Annotated in this window: 16 protein-coding genes; 8 read left to right on the forward strand and 8 right to left on the reverse strand. The window is 75.4% G+C overall.

Features of this window, described 5'->3' with window-relative positions; all coding sequences use genetic code 11:
• Window positions 1–28 precede the first annotated feature (28 nt).
• Together ACWEO5_RS21630 and ACWEO5_RS21635 are read right to left on the reverse strand one after the other, a co-directional pair.
• The gene (locus ACWEO5_RS21630) at window positions 29–1222 is read right to left on the reverse strand and encodes a low temperature requirement protein A (protein WP_452163920.1); all 1194 of its coding nucleotides are present in this window, start codon (window positions 1220–1222) and stop codon (window positions 29–31) included.
• A 55-nt stretch (window positions 1223–1277) separates the two neighbouring features.
• Window positions 1278–2666: a vWA domain-containing protein gene (locus tag ACWEO5_RS21635; protein ID WP_452163921.1), complete on the reverse strand. Its 1389-nt coding sequence runs from the start codon at window positions 2664–2666 to the stop codon at window positions 1278–1280.
• A 102-nt stretch (window positions 2667–2768) separates the two neighbouring features.
• Here ACWEO5_RS21635 and ACWEO5_RS21640 point away from each other — a divergent pair, with 102 nt between their 5' ends.
• Together ACWEO5_RS21640 and ACWEO5_RS21645 are read left to right on the forward strand one after the other, a co-directional pair.
• On the forward strand, window positions 2769–3473 hold the full coding sequence (locus ACWEO5_RS21640) for a DedA family protein (protein ID WP_452163922.1): 705 nt from the start codon (window positions 2769–2771) through the stop codon (window positions 3471–3473).
• 87 nt (window positions 3474–3560) lie between these two features.
• The gene (locus ACWEO5_RS21645) at window positions 3561–4367 is read left to right on the forward strand and encodes a ribosome hibernation promotion factor (RefSeq protein WP_452163923.1); all 807 of its coding nucleotides are present in this window, start codon (window positions 3561–3563) and stop codon (window positions 4365–4367) included.
• 91 nt (window positions 4368–4458) lie between these two features.
• Here the strand turns inward: ACWEO5_RS21645 and ACWEO5_RS21650 are convergent, their stop codons facing one another.
• The 6 genes from ACWEO5_RS21650 to ACWEO5_RS21675 form a co-directional block, all read right to left on the reverse strand.
• A complete protein-coding gene (locus ACWEO5_RS21650; protein ID WP_452163924.1) occupies window positions 4459–5457 on the reverse strand; it encodes an endonuclease/exonuclease/phosphatase family protein in 999 nt (332 codons plus the stop codon).
• A 104-nt stretch (window positions 5458–5561) separates the two neighbouring features.
• Window positions 5562–6422, reverse strand: coding sequence for a DMT family transporter (locus tag ACWEO5_RS21655; protein ID WP_452163925.1), 861 nt, complete (start codon window positions 6420–6422; stop codon window positions 5562–5564).
• A gap of 144 nt (window positions 6423–6566) precedes the next feature.
• A complete protein-coding gene (locus tag ACWEO5_RS21660; RefSeq protein WP_452163926.1) occupies window positions 6567–7802 on the reverse strand; it encodes a hypothetical protein in 1236 nt (411 codons plus the stop codon).
• A gap of 281 nt (window positions 7803–8083) precedes the next feature.
• Window positions 8084–9934, reverse strand: coding sequence for a hypothetical protein (locus ACWEO5_RS21665; RefSeq protein ID WP_452163927.1), 1851 nt, complete (start codon window positions 9932–9934; stop codon window positions 8084–8086).
• A 231-nt stretch (window positions 9935–10165) separates the two neighbouring features.
• Window positions 10166–11809, reverse strand: a complete 1644-nt coding sequence (locus ACWEO5_RS21670; RefSeq protein WP_452163928.1) for an AMP-binding protein — start codon at window positions 11807–11809, stop codon at window positions 10166–10168.
• Window positions 11810–11906: 97 nt separating this feature from the next.
• Window positions 11907–12209 (reverse strand): hypothetical protein, encoded by a 303-nt coding sequence (locus tag ACWEO5_RS21675; RefSeq protein WP_452163929.1) that lies wholly within the window; start codon window positions 12207–12209, stop codon window positions 11907–11909.
• Between the two features lie 284 nt (window positions 12210–12493).
• On the opposite strand from ACWEO5_RS21675, the gene dhbA reads away from it, so the two are divergent.
• The 6 genes from dhbA to ACWEO5_RS21705 all read left to right on the forward strand — a co-directional run bounded on the left by dhbA (window position 12494) and on the right by ACWEO5_RS21705 (window position 17668).
• Window positions 12494–13294 carry a 2,3-dihydro-2,3-dihydroxybenzoate dehydrogenase gene (gene dhbA / locus ACWEO5_RS21680; RefSeq protein ID WP_344557576.1) on the forward strand — a complete coding sequence of 267 codons (801 nt, stop codon included), beginning with the start codon at window positions 12494–12496 and terminating at the stop codon, window positions 13292–13294.
• A 181-nt stretch (window positions 13295–13475) separates the two neighbouring features.
• On the forward strand, window positions 13476–14708 hold the full coding sequence (locus tag ACWEO5_RS21685; protein ID WP_452163930.1) for an isochorismate synthase: 1233 nt from the start codon (window positions 13476–13478) through the stop codon (window positions 14706–14708).
• Window positions 14705–14890, forward strand: a complete 186-nt coding sequence (locus ACWEO5_RS21690; RefSeq protein WP_452163931.1) for a hypothetical protein — start codon at window positions 14705–14707, stop codon at window positions 14888–14890. Before ACWEO5_RS21685 ends, ACWEO5_RS21690 begins: the two co-directional genes overlap by 4 nt.
• Window positions 14887–16488 carry a (2,3-dihydroxybenzoyl)adenylate synthase gene (locus ACWEO5_RS21695; protein ID WP_452163932.1) on the forward strand — a complete coding sequence of 534 codons (1602 nt, stop codon included), beginning with the start codon at window positions 14887–14889 and terminating at the stop codon, window positions 16486–16488. Before ACWEO5_RS21690 ends, ACWEO5_RS21695 begins: the two co-directional genes overlap by 4 nt.
• 53 nt (window positions 16489–16541) lie before the next feature.
• Entirely contained in the window at window positions 16542–17198 is a 657-nt protein-coding gene (locus ACWEO5_RS21700) for an isochorismatase family protein (RefSeq protein ID WP_452163933.1), read from the forward strand.
• Window positions 17195–17668, forward strand: coding sequence for a GNAT family N-acetyltransferase (locus ACWEO5_RS21705; RefSeq protein WP_452163934.1), 474 nt, complete (start codon window positions 17195–17197; stop codon window positions 17666–17668). Before ACWEO5_RS21700 ends, ACWEO5_RS21705 begins: the two co-directional genes overlap by 4 nt.
• The last annotated feature ends 48 nt before the right edge of the window (window positions 17669–17716 follow it).

Raw genomic sequence — 17716 nt, forward strand, 5'->3', positions numbered from 1 at the left:
ACCCTTTCGTTGCGTTCCGTCCCCGCCGCTACCCGGCCCGCCCCGTCCGGTAGCCGCGCGCCCACAGGGTGGCCACCAGCAGCACCGGCACCACCGCCCCGGCGGCCATCGACACCGGCAGCACGGCCAGCAGCAGCGGCAGCAGCACCGCCGGGACGGTGTGCGCCAGGAAGCCGCGCAGCTGCCCGCGGTCGGCCAGCGTCGGCGGCACCGCCACCAGCACCACCGCGAAGTAGCAGGCCAGCGAGGCGCACAGCAGCCGCCGGGTGTCGTCCGGGAGGGTGCCGTGGGCGTGCTCGACCGCCCGGCCCAGCCCCGCCGCCAGCGCCGCGAGCGCGGCCGAGCCCGCCGCGTGGCAGAGCATCACCCAGCGCGGCCGCCCGCCCGCGACCAGCTGCGGGAACGCGGCCGCGCCGCGCCGCACGCTCAGCACCGACAGCGAGGCCAGCAGCGTCATCGCGGCCAGACCGGTCCAGGCCAGCCGGACGTCCCAGTGCTCCTGGTCGGAGGCGGCCCGGATCACCTGCACCACGCCCTCGCCCAGCACGATCACCATGAACAGGCCCAGCCGCTCCCCCAGGTGCGCGGCGTCCACCCCCGCCTCGCGCAGCTCCGGCAGCGGCCGGTCCGCGCCCGGCCCGCCCCGGTGCCGCTCGCGGCGCGCCGCCCAGCGCGAGGCCACCCGTTCCCGGTCCTCCCGCGCCGCGAGCAGCAGCAGCGCGTCCACCAGCAGGCCCGCGCCCCACAGCCAGTACCGCCAGGACTCCGGCGCGACGGTCGACACCAGCCACGGCAGCGCCCCCGCCCCGTACTGGGCGACCGGCCAGTCCGGCACCACCAGCAGGCTCCGCCCCTGCCGCCACAGCCGCCCCGCGTACCAGCGCAGCAGCACGTACGTCAGCGCGAAGGCGTTCGCCCGGGCCTGCTCGTGCACGCCCTCGACGGCCGCCGCCATCACCGCCATCCCGGCCATCGCCACGAACAGCGCGGCCGAGCTGGTCCGCTCCGCGACCACGTCCCCGTACACGGTGAAGCACGCCCAGCTCAGCCAGAACGCCCCGAACAGCAGCCCGTACAGCCCCGCCGCGCGCCAGTCCGGCCCCGAGTGCAGCAGGTGCGCCAACTGCCCGACCCCCGCCACCGCGATCAGGTCGAAGAACAGCTCGTTCCAGCCCGCGTGCCGCTCGGCCGCGGGGCCCGTCCCGTCCGGTGCGTCGTCCACCACCCCATGATCGACACCCCCGCCCCCAGCGCCGCCGCGGCGCGCCGCGCCCGCCTCAGCGCAGGATCCCCGCCCGCCGGGCGGCCGCCACCCACTGCGGGAACTCGGAGAGCAGGCGGTCGTAGAGCTCCGGGTCCGGGAGGGTGCTGATGTCGTCGACCGCGAAGAAGCCGACGTTGTCGACCCGGCGGCCGGGGAGGGTGTCGAAGCGTTCGAGGACGCCGTAGTCGCCGCGGCCGAGGCCGACGAACTGCCAGAACAGCGGTTCCTCGACGGCGGCCCGCAGCTCGCGCTCGATCTCGCTGTTGCGGTGGACGCCGCCGTCGGAGAAGAACAGCACCAGGGTCGGTTCGGGCGTCGGGTTCTCCCGCACGTGGGCCCGGACCTGGGCGATCACCTTCGGTTCGTCGTTCTGGATGCCGATCGCCCGCATGTCCACCCGGCCGTCCGGCAGCGGCGGGCGGACCTTGCGGCGGCCGAACAGCGACGCCTCGCCGACCCGGACGTGCAGGCGCAGCCACTCGGGGAGGTCGGCCAGCCGCAGGTCGGGCAGCCGGGCGGGCCAGGTGGCGAAGGTCCACGCCTGCATGGTGCGGTCCTCGTCGAGCTGGGCGGCGACGGCGGCCATCCGTTCGACCACGTCGGCGACCACGCCCCGGCGGTAGAGGGCGGTCATCGAGCCGGACGCGTCCAGCACCAGGACCACCCGGGCGGTGAGCCGCTGGGCGCCGTGCTTGCGCAGGCTGACGGCGACCTGCTGCTTGCGCAGGCTGAGCCGCTTGCGCATCTCGACGGGCAGCGCCCGCTCCTGCTCGTGCTCCACCGCCTCGACGGGCTCCGGCGCTAGTACGGGCGGCGCGGGCGGTACGGGCGGCACCGGCACGGGCGGCTCGGGCGGTACGGGCGGCACCGGCACGGGCGGCTCGGGCGGTACGGGCGGCACCGGCACGGGCGGCTCGGGCTCCCGGAGGGTGAATCCGTGCGCGACGGCGAGGCCGGCCAGCCCGTCCGTCCAGCCCTGGCCGACGGCGCGGAACTTCCAGCGGCCCTGGCGCAGGTAGAGCTCGCCGCAGACCAGCGCGCTCTCCGCCCCCGCAGCGGGGTCGAAGCGGGCCAGCGCGGCCCCGGTCCGGGCGTCGTCGAGCCGCAGCGACAGGCCGGGGACGGCGCCGAGGCCGCGCCCTTCGGTGACGGCCAGCAGCAGCACCCGCTGGACGCCGGGCGGCAGCGCGGCCAGGTCGACGTCGATCCCGTCCGGCCCGAGCGCCACGCCGGGGGCCCGTTCCGCGCCGCGGAGCAGTCGCGGGCCGCCCTCCGCGCCGAGCAGCAGCACGGCGACGTCCGGCCCGGGCGCGCCCGGCGCGGCGGACCGGCCGAGGCGGGCCCGGACGGCGGGGGCGTCGATCGGCAGGTTCGCGCCCTTGGCGAGTGGAGTGGCTGTCACGCCCCCAGTCTGCCCGCCCCGGGCCGTTCGCAGGCCGGTCGGGTCCGGGCCCCGGCGTTACGGTGGGACGGTGGGACGGACGGACGGGAGCGAGGTGGTCCGGTGGGCGCGGTGACCGACTGGCTGGGCGGGCTGTCCGGGCCCGTGGTGTACGCGGTGGTGGCGGGGCTGGTGTTCGCCGAGGACGCGCTGTTCTTCGGGTTCGTGCTGCCGGGCGAGACGGCGGCGGTGCTCGGCGGCGTGCTGGCCCACCAGGGGAGCGTCTCGCTGGGCTGGATGCTGGTGGCGGTGGTGGGCGCGGCGGTGCTGGGCGACACGGTCGGCTACGAGGTGGGGCTGCGGCTGGGCCCGCGGGTGCTGGAGACCAGGTCGATGCGCCGGCACGCGGAACGGATCGGCCGGGCGCAGGAGTTGATGCGCCGCCGGGGCCCGGTGGCCGTCCTGCTGGGCCGGTTCGTGGCCTTCTTCCGGGCCCTGATGCCCGCCCTGGCGGGCGTGTCGAGGATGCCCTACCGCCGGTTCCTGCTGTTCAACGCGCTCGGCGGCCTGCTGTGGGGCGTGGGCTGCGTGCTGCTCGGCTACTTCGCGGGCGCGGCCTACTCGAAGGTCGAGGGCACCGTCGGCAAGTCGGTGGCCGTGGCGGTGGCCTGCCTGGTGCTGGTGGCCCTGCTGGTGCACCACGTCCGCGGCCGCCGCAAGGAGCGCCGCGAGGAGCGGGAGCACGCGCGGGAGCACGGGGACGAGCGGGAGCACGAACGGCAGCAGGGGGACGAGCGGGAGCACGAACGGCAGCGGGGGGACGACTGACCCACCGGACGGGACCGTTCGGCCCTCGGCCCGCCCGCCGGCCCGGAGCAGAGTGGGGGCATCGGGACGTCGGGAAGAGGAGATCTGATGAACAGTCTGCAGACCCGTCCCAGGGCCGAGGTGCTGGTGGAGACCCGGGGCGCGGTGTCGGCGGGTGCGCCGCAGTACGCCCGGGAGAAGGTCGGGGCCGTGCTGGAGCGGCTGGCGGAGCCGGTGCTCGCGGTGCGGGTGCGGCTGGTGCAGGAGGCCAACCGGGCGGTGGCGCGGCCGTCGCTGGCACAGGTGGTGGTCGACCTGAACGGCCGGCCGGTGCGGGCGCACGTCGCGGCGGCGACCGCGCGCGAGGCCGTCGACCTGTTGCAGGACCGGCTGGTCTCCCGGCTGGCCCGGCTGCGCCGGCACCCGCAGCACCTGCGCGAGCCGCTGGGCCGCCCGGTCGGCGGCGGCGCCGAGCACCGGCCGGAGCGGCGGGTGCGCCCGCCGGAGGAGCGCCGGGTGGTGCGGCACAAGAGCTACGGGCTGGCGCGCTGCACGCCGCTCGCGGCGGTGCACGAACTGGAGGCGATGGACTACGACTTCCACCTGTTCACGGACGCGGCCAGCGGCCGGGAGAGCGTGGTGTACCGGGGCACGGCGGGCGGCTACCGGCTGGCCTCGGCCGGCGCGCCGCCGCTCCCGGTGCCGGGGCTGGTGGCCAGTCGGCTGGGCGTGCCGGGGCTGGTGGCCAGTCGGCTGGGCGTGCCGGTGCTGTCGCCGGAGCTGGCCCGGGAGCGGCTGGACCTGACCGGCCTGCCGTTCGTCTTCTTCACCGATGCCGCGACCGGGCGCGGCAACGTCCTGTACCACCGCTACGACGGGCACTACGGGCTGATCACGCCCGCGACCGCCGGGTAGCGGGCCCGCCTCCCGGCGGCCGTGGGGGTCCGGCCGGGAGCGGGGACGGAGGGGCCGGGGGCGGTGTGGGGCCGTCCCCGGCCCTCCTCCGCTACGGGGTGACGGCGAGTTCGGCGACGACGGCGCGGTGGTCGCTGCGCGGCAGGGCGTGCTCGGAGACGTCGACGGCGGTCAGCGCGGAGCCGTGCAGGACGTGGTCGATCTGGATCAGCGGCGGGACGCCGTGGTAGTCCGGGTGGTTCTCCGGCCAGGTCGGGAAGAGGCCCGCGCCGAGTTCCTCGTGGGTGTCGGTCAGCCCGGTGCCGAGCAGGTCGCGCATCGGCTTGTGGTCGAGGGTGGCGTTGAAGTCACCCAGCAGGACGGCGTCGCGGGTGCGCCCGGGTGCGGCGGCGGTCAGCGCGTGCAGTCCTTCGGCCCAGCGGCGGACGTCGCCCAGCGGGTAGTAGGTGTGCACGGCGACCAGGTGCACCGGGTGGCCGCCGAGTTCGACGGTCAGGTTGGCGTACGGCCAGGCCGGGTCGGCGGCGGAGCTGACGGGCAGCCGGGTGTAGAGCGCGCTGTCGCTGCCGGCCGGGCGTTCGCGGTGCGGGAGCAGCGCGCGGATGCCGGCCGCGTCCAGTGCCGCGGCGGCGGAGTCGCTCTGCTCCTCGACGGCGAGCACGTCGATCCGCTGTTCGCGCACCAGGTCGACCAGGGCCCGGGGCGAGACCTGGCCCATGAAGTTGTTGCTGGTGGCCACCCGCAGCCGGGGCGCGCCGGCCGGGACGTCCGCGCCGTCCGGCAGGAACCGGGGCACCAGCCACCACAGCTGCAGCAGCACCAGCGCGGCCGCGACCCCGGTCAGCCACTTCGCGCGCAGCAGCGCGACCACGGGCAGCAGCAGGGCGGTGAGCAGCGCCGCGTACGGCAGGAAGGACATCGGCAGGGCCCAGCGCGTGCCGTCGTCCCACCCGAACAGCCGCACCGCGGTGAGCACGGCCGGGCCCGCCAGCAGCACCCCGCAGCCGACCGGCCCGGCGGTGCGCCACCACCGCCGCCCGTCCGGGGCCGACCCGCCCTCCACCGTCTCCTCCGGCGTACCGTCCGCCACGGCGCTCCTCCCCGACCGTCAGAACGTCAGAACCCCGACCGGCGGCCATGATCACCCGGCCGCCGTCGTGAAGGACGGACGCCCGGACCGGCGGGGCGGTTCCGTCAGTGCGCGGTCTCGCGGATGTTCGGGACGGCCCGGACCAGGGTGACGACGCCGCCGACCACCAGGGCGACGGCGAGCGCCTCGGGGATCAGCAGCCAGCCGGTGCGGACCGTCTCGTCGAAGAGCACCACGCCGAGCAGCAGGCTGACGGCGGCGTCGCCGATGGTCAGCGCGGGCTGGGAGGCGACCAGCGGGCCGGCCTGGAGGGCGTTCTCCAGCAGCAGGACGGCGGCGATGCCGGTGAGCGCGAAGCCGTACGTCTGCCAGGCGGTGAGGAACCCGGACGGGCCGTGGTCGGAGAACGTGCCGGTGGCGGACTTCAGCAGGGCGGCGGTGAGCGCGTTGCCGACCGCGGCGGCGGTGCCGAGCGCCCCGGCCCGGAACACCGGTCCGCGGCGGCGGCCGCGGGCGGCGGCGACGCACAGCGCCATCACGCCGAGGCAGCCGATCAGGACGGGCGTCCAGCGGCTCATCGGCGCCTGGTCCTCGGCGCCGGACGGGGCGGCGCAGCCGAGGAACAGGGCCAGGCCGCCGACCACCGCCGCGACGCCGGCCCAGCCGGCGGCGGGCATCCGGCGGTGCAGCAGCGGCGCGGCGAACAGCAGGGCGAACGGCAGTTCCAGCACGAACACCGGCTGCACCAGGGCGAGCGGCCCGAACGCGAGCGCGAGCGCCTGGAACAGCGCGGCCCCGGCCACCCCGGCGATGCCCGCGACCCAGGCCGGGTCGCGGGCCAGCACCAGGAGGAACCGCAGTCCCCCGCCCCGGTCGACCCGGGCCGCCGCCTTCCGCTGGAAGGCGGTCCCGGCCGCGTTGGAGGCGGCCCCGAACACGGCGAACACCACAGCGAGCACGTCCACCCGCCATCGGTTCCCCCGCCCCCGGCCGCGAACCCCCGCCTCCCCCGAACGGCCGAGTCCTCGCTCGGCCCGGGGCCCGGGCCGGGAACGCGTCCGGCCCGCCGCGGGTCGGGGGCTGCGGCGGGCCGGACGGGAGTGGAGCGGTTACTGCTGGCCGCTCCAGGAGGAGCGCGGCTGGGCCTTCACGCCGCGCAGGGTGGCCGGGTCGATGTCGACGTCCCCGTAGAAGACGCCGAGGTTGTAGCCGTCGCCCTGGGTGTTGACGGTGACGCTGATGTCGGTGTCGCCGTTGCGCAGGTACGGGGAGATGTCCCAGCGGTTGGCGTCGTAGCCGAAGGTGTTGGGGTAGGCGGGGTTGCGGTTGAAGCGCTGGGCCGGGTCGGCGTTGTCGAGGTTGGAGGTGAAGGCGTCGTCGGCGGGGTGCAGGGCGTCGCTGAAGCGGGTGAGCGGGCCGTTGGTGGACTTCATGTCCATGGTGTCGCCGGTCCACTTGTGGTCGCCGTCGTAGACGACCCAGCCGAGGTGGCCGGTGACGGGGCCGGTGGCGGGGGTCTTGATGCCGCTCAGCATGCCGGTGAGGGCGGGGCTGTTGGGGAGCTCGGGCTGGAAGCCGTCCCAGACGTGCAGGTGGCGCAGCGGTTCGCAGTCGCGCTCGTAGGCGACGACGACGGTCCAGCCGCCCCAGCTGTGCGGCTTGACGACGGAGTCCATGTCGGCGGCCTCGTAGGTGCCGGAGCCGTGGTTGCGGACCTGCTCGGTGATGTCGGCGGAGGCCTGGTAGCTGCTCTCCTCGTCGGTGGTGATGTAGCCGATGGAGGGCTGCTGGTTGGCGATGTTGGTGTACTGGGCGTCGCCGGCGAACTTGAAGTAGATCTCGTCGATCTGGCTCTCGGGCAGCACGGTGTCGCCGATGCCGCGGGTGCCGCCCCAGTAGAGGCGGGCGAACTTGACGGTGGCGCCCTCGGGGATCTGCAGGTCGGCGGAGCTGGAGGAGTAGATCGGGTCGCCGAGCGGGCCGATGTGGCCGGGGCCGTCGATGTTGATGTACTTCATCTGGAAGTTGTTGTTGATCGGGCGGGGCCCGTCGCCGTTGCGGGCCTGCGCGCAGGGGGCCTGCGCCGGGTCGACCGGGGGCTGGGTCTCGTCGCAGGTCATCAGGGTGTTGCCGATGTGGGTGATGCCGCCGTGGAAGTCGCCCTCGAAGCGGGTGGTGAAGGGCAGCCGGTTCTCGGTGATGGTGGTCGCGGCGGTGACCCGGTTGTGCGGGGCGGTGGGGTGGCTGTCGGTGGAGTGGGCGGCGGGGACGGCCAGTGCGCTCGCGGCGGCGACGAAGGCGGCGGTGGCGGTCAGGGTACGCCGAGTGGGGCGGGGACGGGACAAGGGGGGAGCTCCTCTGACGGATGGTCAAACGCCCTGTTGGGGCGGCATTACCACCTGACCATCCGTCAGGTATTGGATCGGGGTATTGGGCCGAACGACGGCATTCCTGAGTATTTCCTGAGAATTGCGCCGTTCGGCCCGGCCCTTCGCCGGATGCGTCCGGCGTCCCGGTGGTGGCGACTGCGGCTGCGGCTGCGGCTGCGGCCGGGGTGGTACGGCCCGCCGCGCGCTCGGGCCGGAGTGCGCGGCGGGCCGTGTCCGGGGGGACGGTCAGCGGGCCGTCAGGGGGTGGTCACGGGGTAGGAGACGACGTTGCTGGGGCCGCCGAAGGAGGGGTCGACGGCGCGGCCGGTGCCGTTGATCACCGAGTCGATGCCGCCGGAGCCGTTCAGGAAGACGGTCAGCAGGTCGTGGAACTTGACGCCGGGGGTGACGGGCGCCTGGAAGGCCGTCGAGTTGCGGATGTCGACGCCCTGGTTGAAGTAGGAGTAGCTGCCCATGCCCCAGCACTCGAAGGTCTTCACCTTCGGGCCGACCGCGAACGCCGGGTAGCCCTTCTGCTGCTTGCTCGCCATCCACGCGGCCTGGTTCGGCACGTCGTAGGGGTTCTCGTTCTGGAAGAACACCACCTGGCCGTGCTCGCCGTTCCACTCGACCTCGGTCTTCTGGAAGTGCTCGACGGCCAGGCCGGTGGCGGTGACCCGGTCGCCGTTGACGACCAGTCCGGTGTCGCTGCGGGCGCTGGTCCAGCTGCCGCCACCGGTGCCGTGGTCGGCGCGCCAGATCCAGGCGTCGTCGATCAGGGTGTCGTCGCTGTTGACCTCCAGCGCAGTGTCGGCCGCGCCGTTCAGCGCGCCGCCGACCCGGAAGAACACGTCGGACAGCGCGATCGGGTCGTTGCGGTGCGCGTCGTGGGCGCCCCGGTTGCCGACCTGCATCAGCACCTGCGACTTCTTCTCGCCGGCGTCGACGATCAGGCCGGAGACGTTGACGCCGTCCACGTCGTCGACCTTGATCGCGGCGTTGCCCTTGGTCGGGACGAGGGTGGCGAAGCCGAGGCCGATCACCTGGGTGCCGGGGCGGGTGACCTTGATCGCCTCGGGCAGCTCGTACACGCCCGGGGTGAGCAGCAGGTTGCGGCCGGCCTTGAGGGCGGCGTTGATCTGCTTGACGTCGGCGCCGGGGCGGACCACGTAGAAGTCGTCCAGCGAGACCGAGCGGCCCGGGGTGGCGCCGTCCTCCCAGCTGGTGCCGCGCGAGTCGCGCTGGGTGGCGGGGACGAAGACCCGGTACCGGCCCTGGTCGTCCAGGTACAGGTAGGGGGCTTCGCGGGTGACCGGGCAGGTGTCCAGGGTGGTGTACGGGGAGGCCGCCGGGTCGGTGGAGAAGGACTGGGCGGGGGCGCCCTCGGTGCCGCAGAACACCTGGTTCCAGACGCCGTTGGTCCAGCCGTCCAGGTTGCTGTTGCGGGTGAAGAACTGCTGCTGGGAGCCGTTGACCACGGTGGCGGCGGTGAACTTGGAGTCGGCGATGAAGCCGCCGCTGGCCCAGGAGGGCGAGCCGGTGCAGTAGTCCATCAGCGTCACGTTGCCGTTCATCTGGACCCGGCGCAGCGGTGCGGCCTGGGAGACCGCCCAGAAGTCGGTGTTGCCGTAACAGCCGCTCTGGCCCGCGACGTTGACCGTCAGGTTGCTCAGCGAGCGCCAGAAGTTGGTGGTGGCGTAGCACTGCGACTGGTCGCCGCCGACGCACTGGTTGTACACGTTGACGGAGCCGTTGATCACCACGTCGCCGGGGTTCTTGCCGAGGCCCGCGACGCTCTCGTAGAAGCCGACCGGGAAGACCAGCGGGTCGGCCGCGGTGCCGTAGCTGCCGGGCTCGAACAGGATCGCGTAGCGCTGCGGGCCGAACTCGTTGCCGGCCTGGGCCTGGGCGAGGGCGTTCAGGCGGTCCTGGATCTCGGCCTTGGGCATGCCCGGGTCGAGGACGATCACGTTCGCGCCGAGGCTGCCGCCGCCGGGCGGCACGGGGGCCGCGGCGGCCTGGGTGGTGGGGGCGACGAGGGCCGCGACCAGGGCGGTGGCGGCGGCCGCCGCGAGGCCGTAGCGGCGGGACCGGGGAGCTCGGTTCATGGGGGTGCACACCCGTCTAGTGGGATCCGGGGACGGCGGCCGGGGGGCGTCGCGCTTGACCGCACGTCAGTCGCGGATCCCGGCCGCTTACTTCACGCCGAGATTTAACGTATGAGAAAAGTGGGCGTCAAGACCCGTGACAGCTTCGGTGCCGGACGGAACGCACCGGGGCCGGACCCCCGGCGGGGTCCGGCCCCGGTGAACCCGCTTGTCAGCACCGGTCGACGCGCGTCAGTGCGCGGCGTCCCGCTCCCCCGCCAGCAGGGCGGCCGCCACCTCGCGCATCTCGACCTTGCGGACCTTGCCGGTGACGGTCATCGGGAACTCCTCGACCACGTGCACGTAGCGCGGGATCTTGAAGTGGGCGAGCCGGCCGGTGCAGAATGCGCGCACCGCCTCCGCCGTGAGCGGCCGCGCGCCCTCGCGCATCCGCACCCAGGCCATCAGCTCCTCGCCGTACTTGGCGTCGGGCACCCCGATCACCTGGACGTCGAGCACGTCCGGGTGGGCGTACAGGAACTCCTCGATCTCGCGCGGGTACACGTTCTCGCCGCCGCGGATCACCATGTCCTTGATCCGGCCGGTGATCGACAGGTAGCCGTCCGGGTCCATCACCGCCAGGTCGCCGGTGTGCATCCAGCCCTCCGGGTCGACCGCCTCGGCGGTCCGCTCCGGCTCGCCCCAGTAGCCGAGCATCACCGAGTAGCCGCGGGTGCACAGTTCGCCGGGCTCGCCGCGCGGCACGGTGCGGCCGGTCTCCGGGTCGACCACCTTGACCTCCAGGTGCGGGCCGACCCGGCCGACGGTGGAGACCCGGCGCTCCACCGAGTCGTCCACCCGGGTCTGGGTGGAGACCGGGGAGGTCTCCGTCATCCCGTAGCAGATCGACACCTCCGCCATGCCCATCCGCTCCATCACGCCCTTCATCACCTCGGTCGGGCACGGCGCGCCCGCCATGATGCCGGTGCGCAGGCCGGACAGGTCGTACCCGTCGAACCCCGGGTCGGCCAGCTCGGCGATGAACATGGTGGGCACCCCGTACAGCGAGGTGCAGCGCTCGGCGGCCACCGCCGCCAGGGTGGCGGCGGCGTCGAAGGCCGGGGCCGGGATCACCGTGCAGGCGCCGTGCGAGGTGGCCGCGAGGTTGCCCATCACCATGCCGAAGCAGTGGTAGAACGGCACCGGCAGGCAGATCCGGTCCCGCTCGGTGTAGCCGCACAGCTCGCCGACGAAGTAGCCGTTGTTCAGGATGTTGCGGTGCGAGAGCGTGGCACCCTTGGGGAAGCCGGTGGTGCCCGAGGTGTACTGGATGTTGATCGGGTCGTCGGCACTCAACTCCTCGGCGATGGAGGCGAGTTCCGCCCGGTCCCCGGCCCGGCCGGCGGCCAGCAGCGCGGGCCAGTCCGGGCCGTCCAGCAGCACCACGTCCGCCAGACCGGGGCAGCGCGGGCGCACCTCGGCGATCATCGCCGCGTAGTCGGAGGACTTGAACCGCTCGGCGGCCACCAGCAGCCGCACCCCCGCCTGGCCGAGCACGTACTCCAACTCGTGCGCCCGGTACGCCGGGTTGATCGTCACCAGGATCGCGCCGAGCCGGGCGGTGGCGTACTGGGTGAGCGTCCACTCGGCCCGGTTCGGCGCCCAGATGCCGACCCGGTCGCCCTTGCCGACGCCCCGGGCGCGCAGGCCGAGCGCCACCGCGTCCACGTCGGCGGCGAACTCGGCGTACGTCCAGCGCCGACCGGTGGCGCACTCCACCAGCGCCTCCCGCTCCGGGAAGGCGCGCACCGCCCGGTCGAGGTTGGCGCCGACGGTGTCGTCGAGCAGCGGCGTGCCGGTCGGGCCGGTGCAGTGGCTGAGCGGTTCACGGGACAAGGGGGCCTCCTGGGAGCGGGTGGTACTACCGGCGGGTACCCATGCTGCGCAGCCGCCGCCCGCTTGACCAGCCCCTTTCCGGGATTCGGTCCGGCGCTCAGTCCGACAGGGTGCGGTCGCTGATCACGTCCAGGTTGCGGAAGGTCGGCGGGCCGTCGCAGAGCGCGGCGGCCCGGGCCGCGAACTCGGCGGTCTCGGGGCGCTGCGAGTTCTCCATCGCCACCTCGTACGAGGGGAACTCCACGATGTTCAGGTAGGTGTCGGTGCCGTCCCGGTCCCTGGTCTGCAGGGCGCGCACGGCGAGGCGGTGGCCCTCGTTCTTGGCGACCCATTCGTCCAGCAGCTCGTCGAACTCGTCGATCCGCCCGGTCCGGTACTCGATGATCTGGATGAACCTCACCGGTGGCCTCCTCGGCTCACGCGGGCGGGCGCCCGCCCGCTGGGGTCCAGCGTCCTCGCGGGGCGGACGGGGCGCAATGCGGGGCGGCGCGGGGGCCGGGTGCGGGCGGGCGCGGGGGCCGGGCGCGGCCCGGCCGTGGCGGGTGCGGCGCGGGTGACGGGGGGTCAGGACGGCGGTGGGGGCGGGTGGTCGCGGGGCACCCCCGGAAGGAAGATTAGGCTAACCTAACCTCAGTGGGTCGGGGTCCTCCGGCCCGCCGCGTCCGCACACCCCGGAGCACCCCCATGCCCTTCACCACCCGCATACCCGCGCCCGCCCTCCCCGCCGCCACCGCCGGGGACGACTTCGGGGGCCGGATCGCCCTGGTCACCGGGGCGGCCCAGGGCATCGGCGCGGCCGTGGCCGCCCTGCTGGCCGCCCGCGGCGCCCGGGTGGTCGGCTGCGACCTGCGCGGCGACCCGGACGGCGGGGCGGACGGCGTCCGGGAGCTGGACGTCACCGACGGCGCGGCCGTCGAGGCCCTGGTCGAGCGCGTCGAACGCGAACTCGGGCCGGTGGACGTGCTGGTGAACGTCGCCGGAGTACTGCGGGTGGCGCCCGCGCTGGAACTGACGGACGCCGACTGGCGGCACTCCTTCGAGGTCAACACCACCGGCGTGTTCCACACCTGCCGCGCGGTCGGACGCCGGATGGCCGCGCGCGGCCGGGGCTCCGTCGTCACCGTCGGCTCCAACGCCGCCGGGGTCCCGCGCACCGGCATGGCCGCGTACGCCGCGTCCAAGGCCGCCACCGCCATGTACGTGCGCTGCCTGGGCCTGGAACTCGCCGCCGCCGGGGTGCGCTGCAACCTGGTCTCGCCCGGCTCCACCGACACCGCGATGCAGCGCTCGCTGTGGACCGACCCCGACGCCGAACGCCGCGTCCTGGAGGGCGACCCGGCCAGCTACCGGGTCGGCATCCCGCTCGGCCGGATCGCCGACCCCGCCGACATCGCCGAGGCGGTCGCCTTCCTGGCCGGCGACCGGGCCCGACACATCACCATGCACGACCTGTACGTCGACGGCGGCGCGACCCTGCGGGCCTGACGCCCGCCGCCTCCTCCTGCCGCGACCCCCGTGCCCGGGGCGGCGACCGCTTCCGCCCCGGGCCGCTCCGCCACGCCCTCCCCCGTCCCGTCCCCGTCCCTGCCTCGCCCCTGCCCCTCTCCCGCCCCTCTCCCGCCTCGCCGTGCCGACGCGCGTCCGCGCATCGGCGGAACGGAGCAGCATGACCACCGCTTCCGCGCTTCGAACGCCCGCGACCCCGACCGACACCACCGCGGCCACCGCGGCCACCGCCGGCGCGACCGACACCGCCGCCGGGTTGCTGGCGGCGTACCGGCCGGGCCCCGCTCGGGCGCTGCTCGCCACGCCGACCCGCACCCTGCTCGCCGAGGGCGTGCACCGGACGGTCGAGGACCCGGCGGCGGTCGGGTCGCTGCTCGGCGCGGGGACCGACGGAGCCGGCGGGGGCGGCGGGGAGCGGCTGGTGGTCGGGGCGATCCCGTTCGATCCGGGCGCGCCCGCCCGGCTGTTCGTCCCCGAGCGGGTCCGCCGGGCCGGGCCGGTGGCGGCCTCGGACGGGGACCCGGCACCCGGCGCCCGGGCGGGGGACGGGGGCTGGCGCAGCCGGCCGGTGCCGGAACCGGACGGCTACCGGGCGGCGGTCGCGGAGGCGGTGCGCCGGCTGGCCGGTGACTCGCCGCTGGAGAAGGTGGTGCTGGCCCGCACCCTGGAGCTGACCGCGCCCGGCGGGAGCGACCTGGCGGCGATGGCGGCCCGGCTGGTGCGGCGCGACCCGCACGGCTACACCTTCGCGGTGCCCGCGGGCGGCACGGCGACGCTGATCGGGGCCAGCCCGGAGCTGCTGGTGTCGCGGCGCGGCACCCGGGTGGTGTCCAACCCGCTGGCGGGCTCGGCCGCCCGCAGCGCCGATCCGGTGGAGGACCGGCGGCGGGCCGAGGCGCTGCTGGAGTCCGCGAAGGACCTCGCCGAGCACGCCTTCGTGGTCGACGCGGTCCGGGCCGCACTGTCCCCGTTCTGCGCCGAACTGGCCGTCCCCGCACGGCCGGTGCTGCTGCGCACCGCCGCGATGTGGCACCTGTCGTCCACCGTCACCGGCGTGCTGCGCGACCCGGCCACCAGTGCGTTGGAGCTGGCCCTCGCCCTGCACCCGACCCCGGCGGTCTGCGGCACCCCGACCGCGCAGGCCCGGGCGGCGATCGGCGAGCTGGAGCCCTTCGACCGGGGCCTGTACACCGGGGTGGTCGGCTGGGGCGACGCCTCCGGCGACGGCGAGTGGGTGGTGACCCTGCGCTGCGCCGAGGCGGACGGGGACCTGCTGCGCCTGTTCGCGGGCGCGGGCGTGGTCGCCGCCTCCGACCCGGAGCTGGAACTCGCCGAGACCGCGGCCAAGTTCCGCACCTTCCTGCACGCGGTGGGCCTGGCGGACGCCCGGTGAGCCCGCACCCGGCGGACCCGGCCCCGGAGGCCGCCGTCACCCGGCACTGGAGCGGGCGCCTGCTGGACACCGGGCTGCGCCAGCACGGCACCGGCACCGGCACCGGCACCGACACCGAACCGCCGCACCCCGCCGACTCCCCTTCCGCCCAGCCGAGTTGCCCTCCGGAGGACGCCCGATGAACCTGTACCCGCCCGAGGCCGCCGCCCGCCACCGCGCCGCCGGGTACTGGACCGGCGAGCTGCTGGACGCGATGATCCGGCGGCACGCGGCCGCCGCGCCGGACCGGATCGCGGTCACCGACCGGGCCCGGCAGTGGAGTTACGCCGAACTGGACGCCCGGGCCGACCGGTTGGCGGCCGGGATGGCGGCGCGCGGGCTGCGCCGGGGCGACCGGGTGGTGCTGCAACTGCCCAACGTGGCCGAGTTCTTCGAGGTGTTCTTCGGCGCGCTGCGGGCCGGGGTGGTGCCGGTGATGGCGCTGCCCGCGCACCGGCGGGCCGAGATCTCGTACTTCTGCGAGTTCGCCGGGGCGAGGGCGCTGTTCGTCCCGGGCCGCCACGAGGGCTTCGACCACCGCGAGTTGGCGGCCGAGGTGCGGGCGGCGGTGCCGCAGCCGCCGGAGGTGTTCGTGGTCGGGGAGCCGGGGCCGTTCGCTTCGCTGGCCGAACTGCGCGCCCCCGAAGGGGCGTTGGTCCCGGAGCCGGCCGACTCCGGTGACCTGGCGTTCCTCCAGCTGTCCGGCGGCTCGACCGGCCTGCCGAAGCTGATCCCGCGCTGCCACGACGACTACCTGTACAGCGTCCGGGCGTCCGCCGAGATCTGCGAACTCACCCGGGACTCGGTGTACCTGTGCGCGCTCCCGGCCGCGCACAACTTCCCGCTGTCCTCCCCGGGCACGCTCGGCACGTTCTTCGCGGGCGGCCGGGTCGTGCTGGCCCCCGACCCGAGCCCGGCCACCGCGCTGGGCCTGATCGCCCGCGAGCGGGTCACCCTGACCGGGGTGGTGCCGCCGCTCGCGCTGGCCTGGGCGGCGGCGGCCGAGGCGGCCGGGGCGGGCGGACCCGACCTGTCCAGCCTGGAGCTGCTGCAGGTCGGCGGGGCCAAGCTGAGCGAGGAGGCCGCCCGGCGGCTCGGACCGGCGCTCGGCTGCCGGCTCCAGCAGGTGTTCGGGATGGCCGAGGGCCTGGTCAACTACACCCGCCCCGAGGACGACGAGCACACCGTGCTCACCACCCAGGGCCGTCCGATCTCCCCCGACGACGAGGTCCGGGTGGTCGACGACCAGGACCGCGACCTGCCCGACGGCACCCCCGGCCACCTGCTGACCCGCGGCCCGTACACCGTCCGCGGCTACTGGCGGGCACCCGGGCACAACGCCCGCGCGTTCACCCCGGACGGGTTCTACCGCACCGGCGACATCGTCCGGCGCACCGCCACCGGGCACCTGGTGGTGGAGGGACGGGCCAAGGACCAGATCAACCGGGGAGGCGAGAAGGTGGCCGCCGAGGAGGTGGAGAACGTGCTGCTGGCGCACCCGGCGGTGCACGACGTGTCGGTGGTCGCGGTGCCGGACGAGTTCCTCGGCGAGCGCTCCTGCGCGTACGTGGTGCTGCGCCCGGGCGCGGACCGGCCCCGGCCGGTCGAGCTGAAGTCGTTCGTCCGGGCCGCCGGGCTGGCCGGGTACAAGGTGCCGGACCTGGTGGAGTTCGTCGAGTCCTTCCCGTCCACCGGCATCGGCAAGGTCAGCAAGCAGGGCCTGCGCGCCCGCCAGGACTGACCCGCCGGCCCCCACCACCCCGACCGTCCCCCTCCCCAGAAAGGCCGTCGTCCGTGGCACTCCCCGCCGTCGCCCCCTACCCGCTGCCGCTGTCCGCCGAGCTGCCGCCGCGCCGCGTCCCCTGGCAGGTCGACCCGGCCCGGGCCGCCGTGCTGGTGCACGACCTGCAGCACTACTTCCTGTCCGCGTTCCCGCCCGCCGGGCCGCCGCTGGAACCCGTCCTGGCGAACACCGGGCGCCTGCTGGCCGCCGCCCGGACGGCCGGGGTGCCGGTGTTCTACTCGCACCAGCGCGGCGGGCAGAGCCCCGAACAGCGCGGCCTGCAACTGGACTTCTGGGGCCCGGGGCTGCCCGCCGACGAGCACGCCCAGGCGATGCCCGCCGCCGTCGCGCCCGAACCCGGGGACCGGCTGGTGCTGAAGTGGAAGTACAGCGCCTTCGTCCGCACCGACCTCGCCGAGCAGCTCGCCGCGCTCGGCCGCGACCAGCTGGTGATCGCCGGGGTCTACGCCCACATCGGGGTGCAGATGACCGCCGCCGACGCCTGGCAGCGCGACCTGCAGGCGTTCGTGGTCGCCGACGCCGTCGCCGACTTCTCCGCCGAGCAGCACCGCGAGGCGCTGCGCTGGACGGCCGGGAAGTGCGGGGTCGTCCTGGAGACCGCCCGGGTGCTGGAACGGTTCTCCGTGCCCGGGGACGCCCTCGGATGACGCTCGCCACGGCCGTCGCCGTCCGCACCGACTTCCGTGACGCCCGCGCGCTGTACGAACTGTCGCTGCCGTTCCTGCGCACCGGCGCGCTGCGCGCCCGCACCCCGGCCGACTACCGGCGGGCCGCGGACACCTTCCTGGTGGTCCGCGGCCCGGACGGCGCCCCGGACGCCTGCGCGGCGCTGCGCGTCCTGCCGTCCGAGCCCGGGCACCCGCCGACCGGCGTGCTGCACAACCTGTGCGTGCGGGCCGAGCGGCAGGGCCGCGGGCTGGGCGGCCTGCTGGTGGCCGCCGCGCTGGCGCACGCCCGGCGGGCCGCGCTGTCCGCCGTGGTCACCGCGACCACCGGGGACGGCGCGCTGTTCGCCCGGCACGGCTTCGCCGAGGTCCCGGCCGCGGCCGCCCCGCCGTCCTGGGCCGCCGCGCTGGACCCCGCCCGCGGCTCCCGGGTCCACCGGTGCCTGCTGTGACCCGCCGGGGCGGCCGGTGACCGGTACGGTGTGACCGACCGACGGGCA

The organism is Kitasatospora sp. NPDC004272, from assembly GCF_053603035.1.

Coding starts and splice junctions, on each gene's coding strand:
- ACWEO5_RS21645 (WP_452163923.1), top strand. CDS start 3,561: ATGAACAGTCTGCAGACCCGTCCCAGGGCCGAGGTGCTGGTGGAGACC.
- ACWEO5_RS21665 (WP_452163927.1), bottom strand. CDS start 9,934: ATGAACCGAGCTCCCCGGTCCCGCCGCTACGGCCTCGCGGCGGCCGCC.
- dhbA (WP_344557576.1), top strand. CDS start 12,494: ATGCCCTTCACCACCCGCATACCCGCGCCCGCCCTCCCCGCCGCCACC.
- ACWEO5_RS21685 (WP_452163930.1), top strand. CDS start 13,476: ATGACCACCGCTTCCGCGCTTCGAACGCCCGCGACCCCGACCGACACC.
- ACWEO5_RS21695 (WP_452163932.1), top strand. CDS start 14,887: ATGAACCTGTACCCGCCCGAGGCCGCCGCCCGCCACCGCGCCGCCGGG.
- ACWEO5_RS21705 (WP_452163934.1), top strand. CDS start 17,195: ATGACGCTCGCCACGGCCGTCGCCGTCCGCACCGACTTCCGTGACGCC.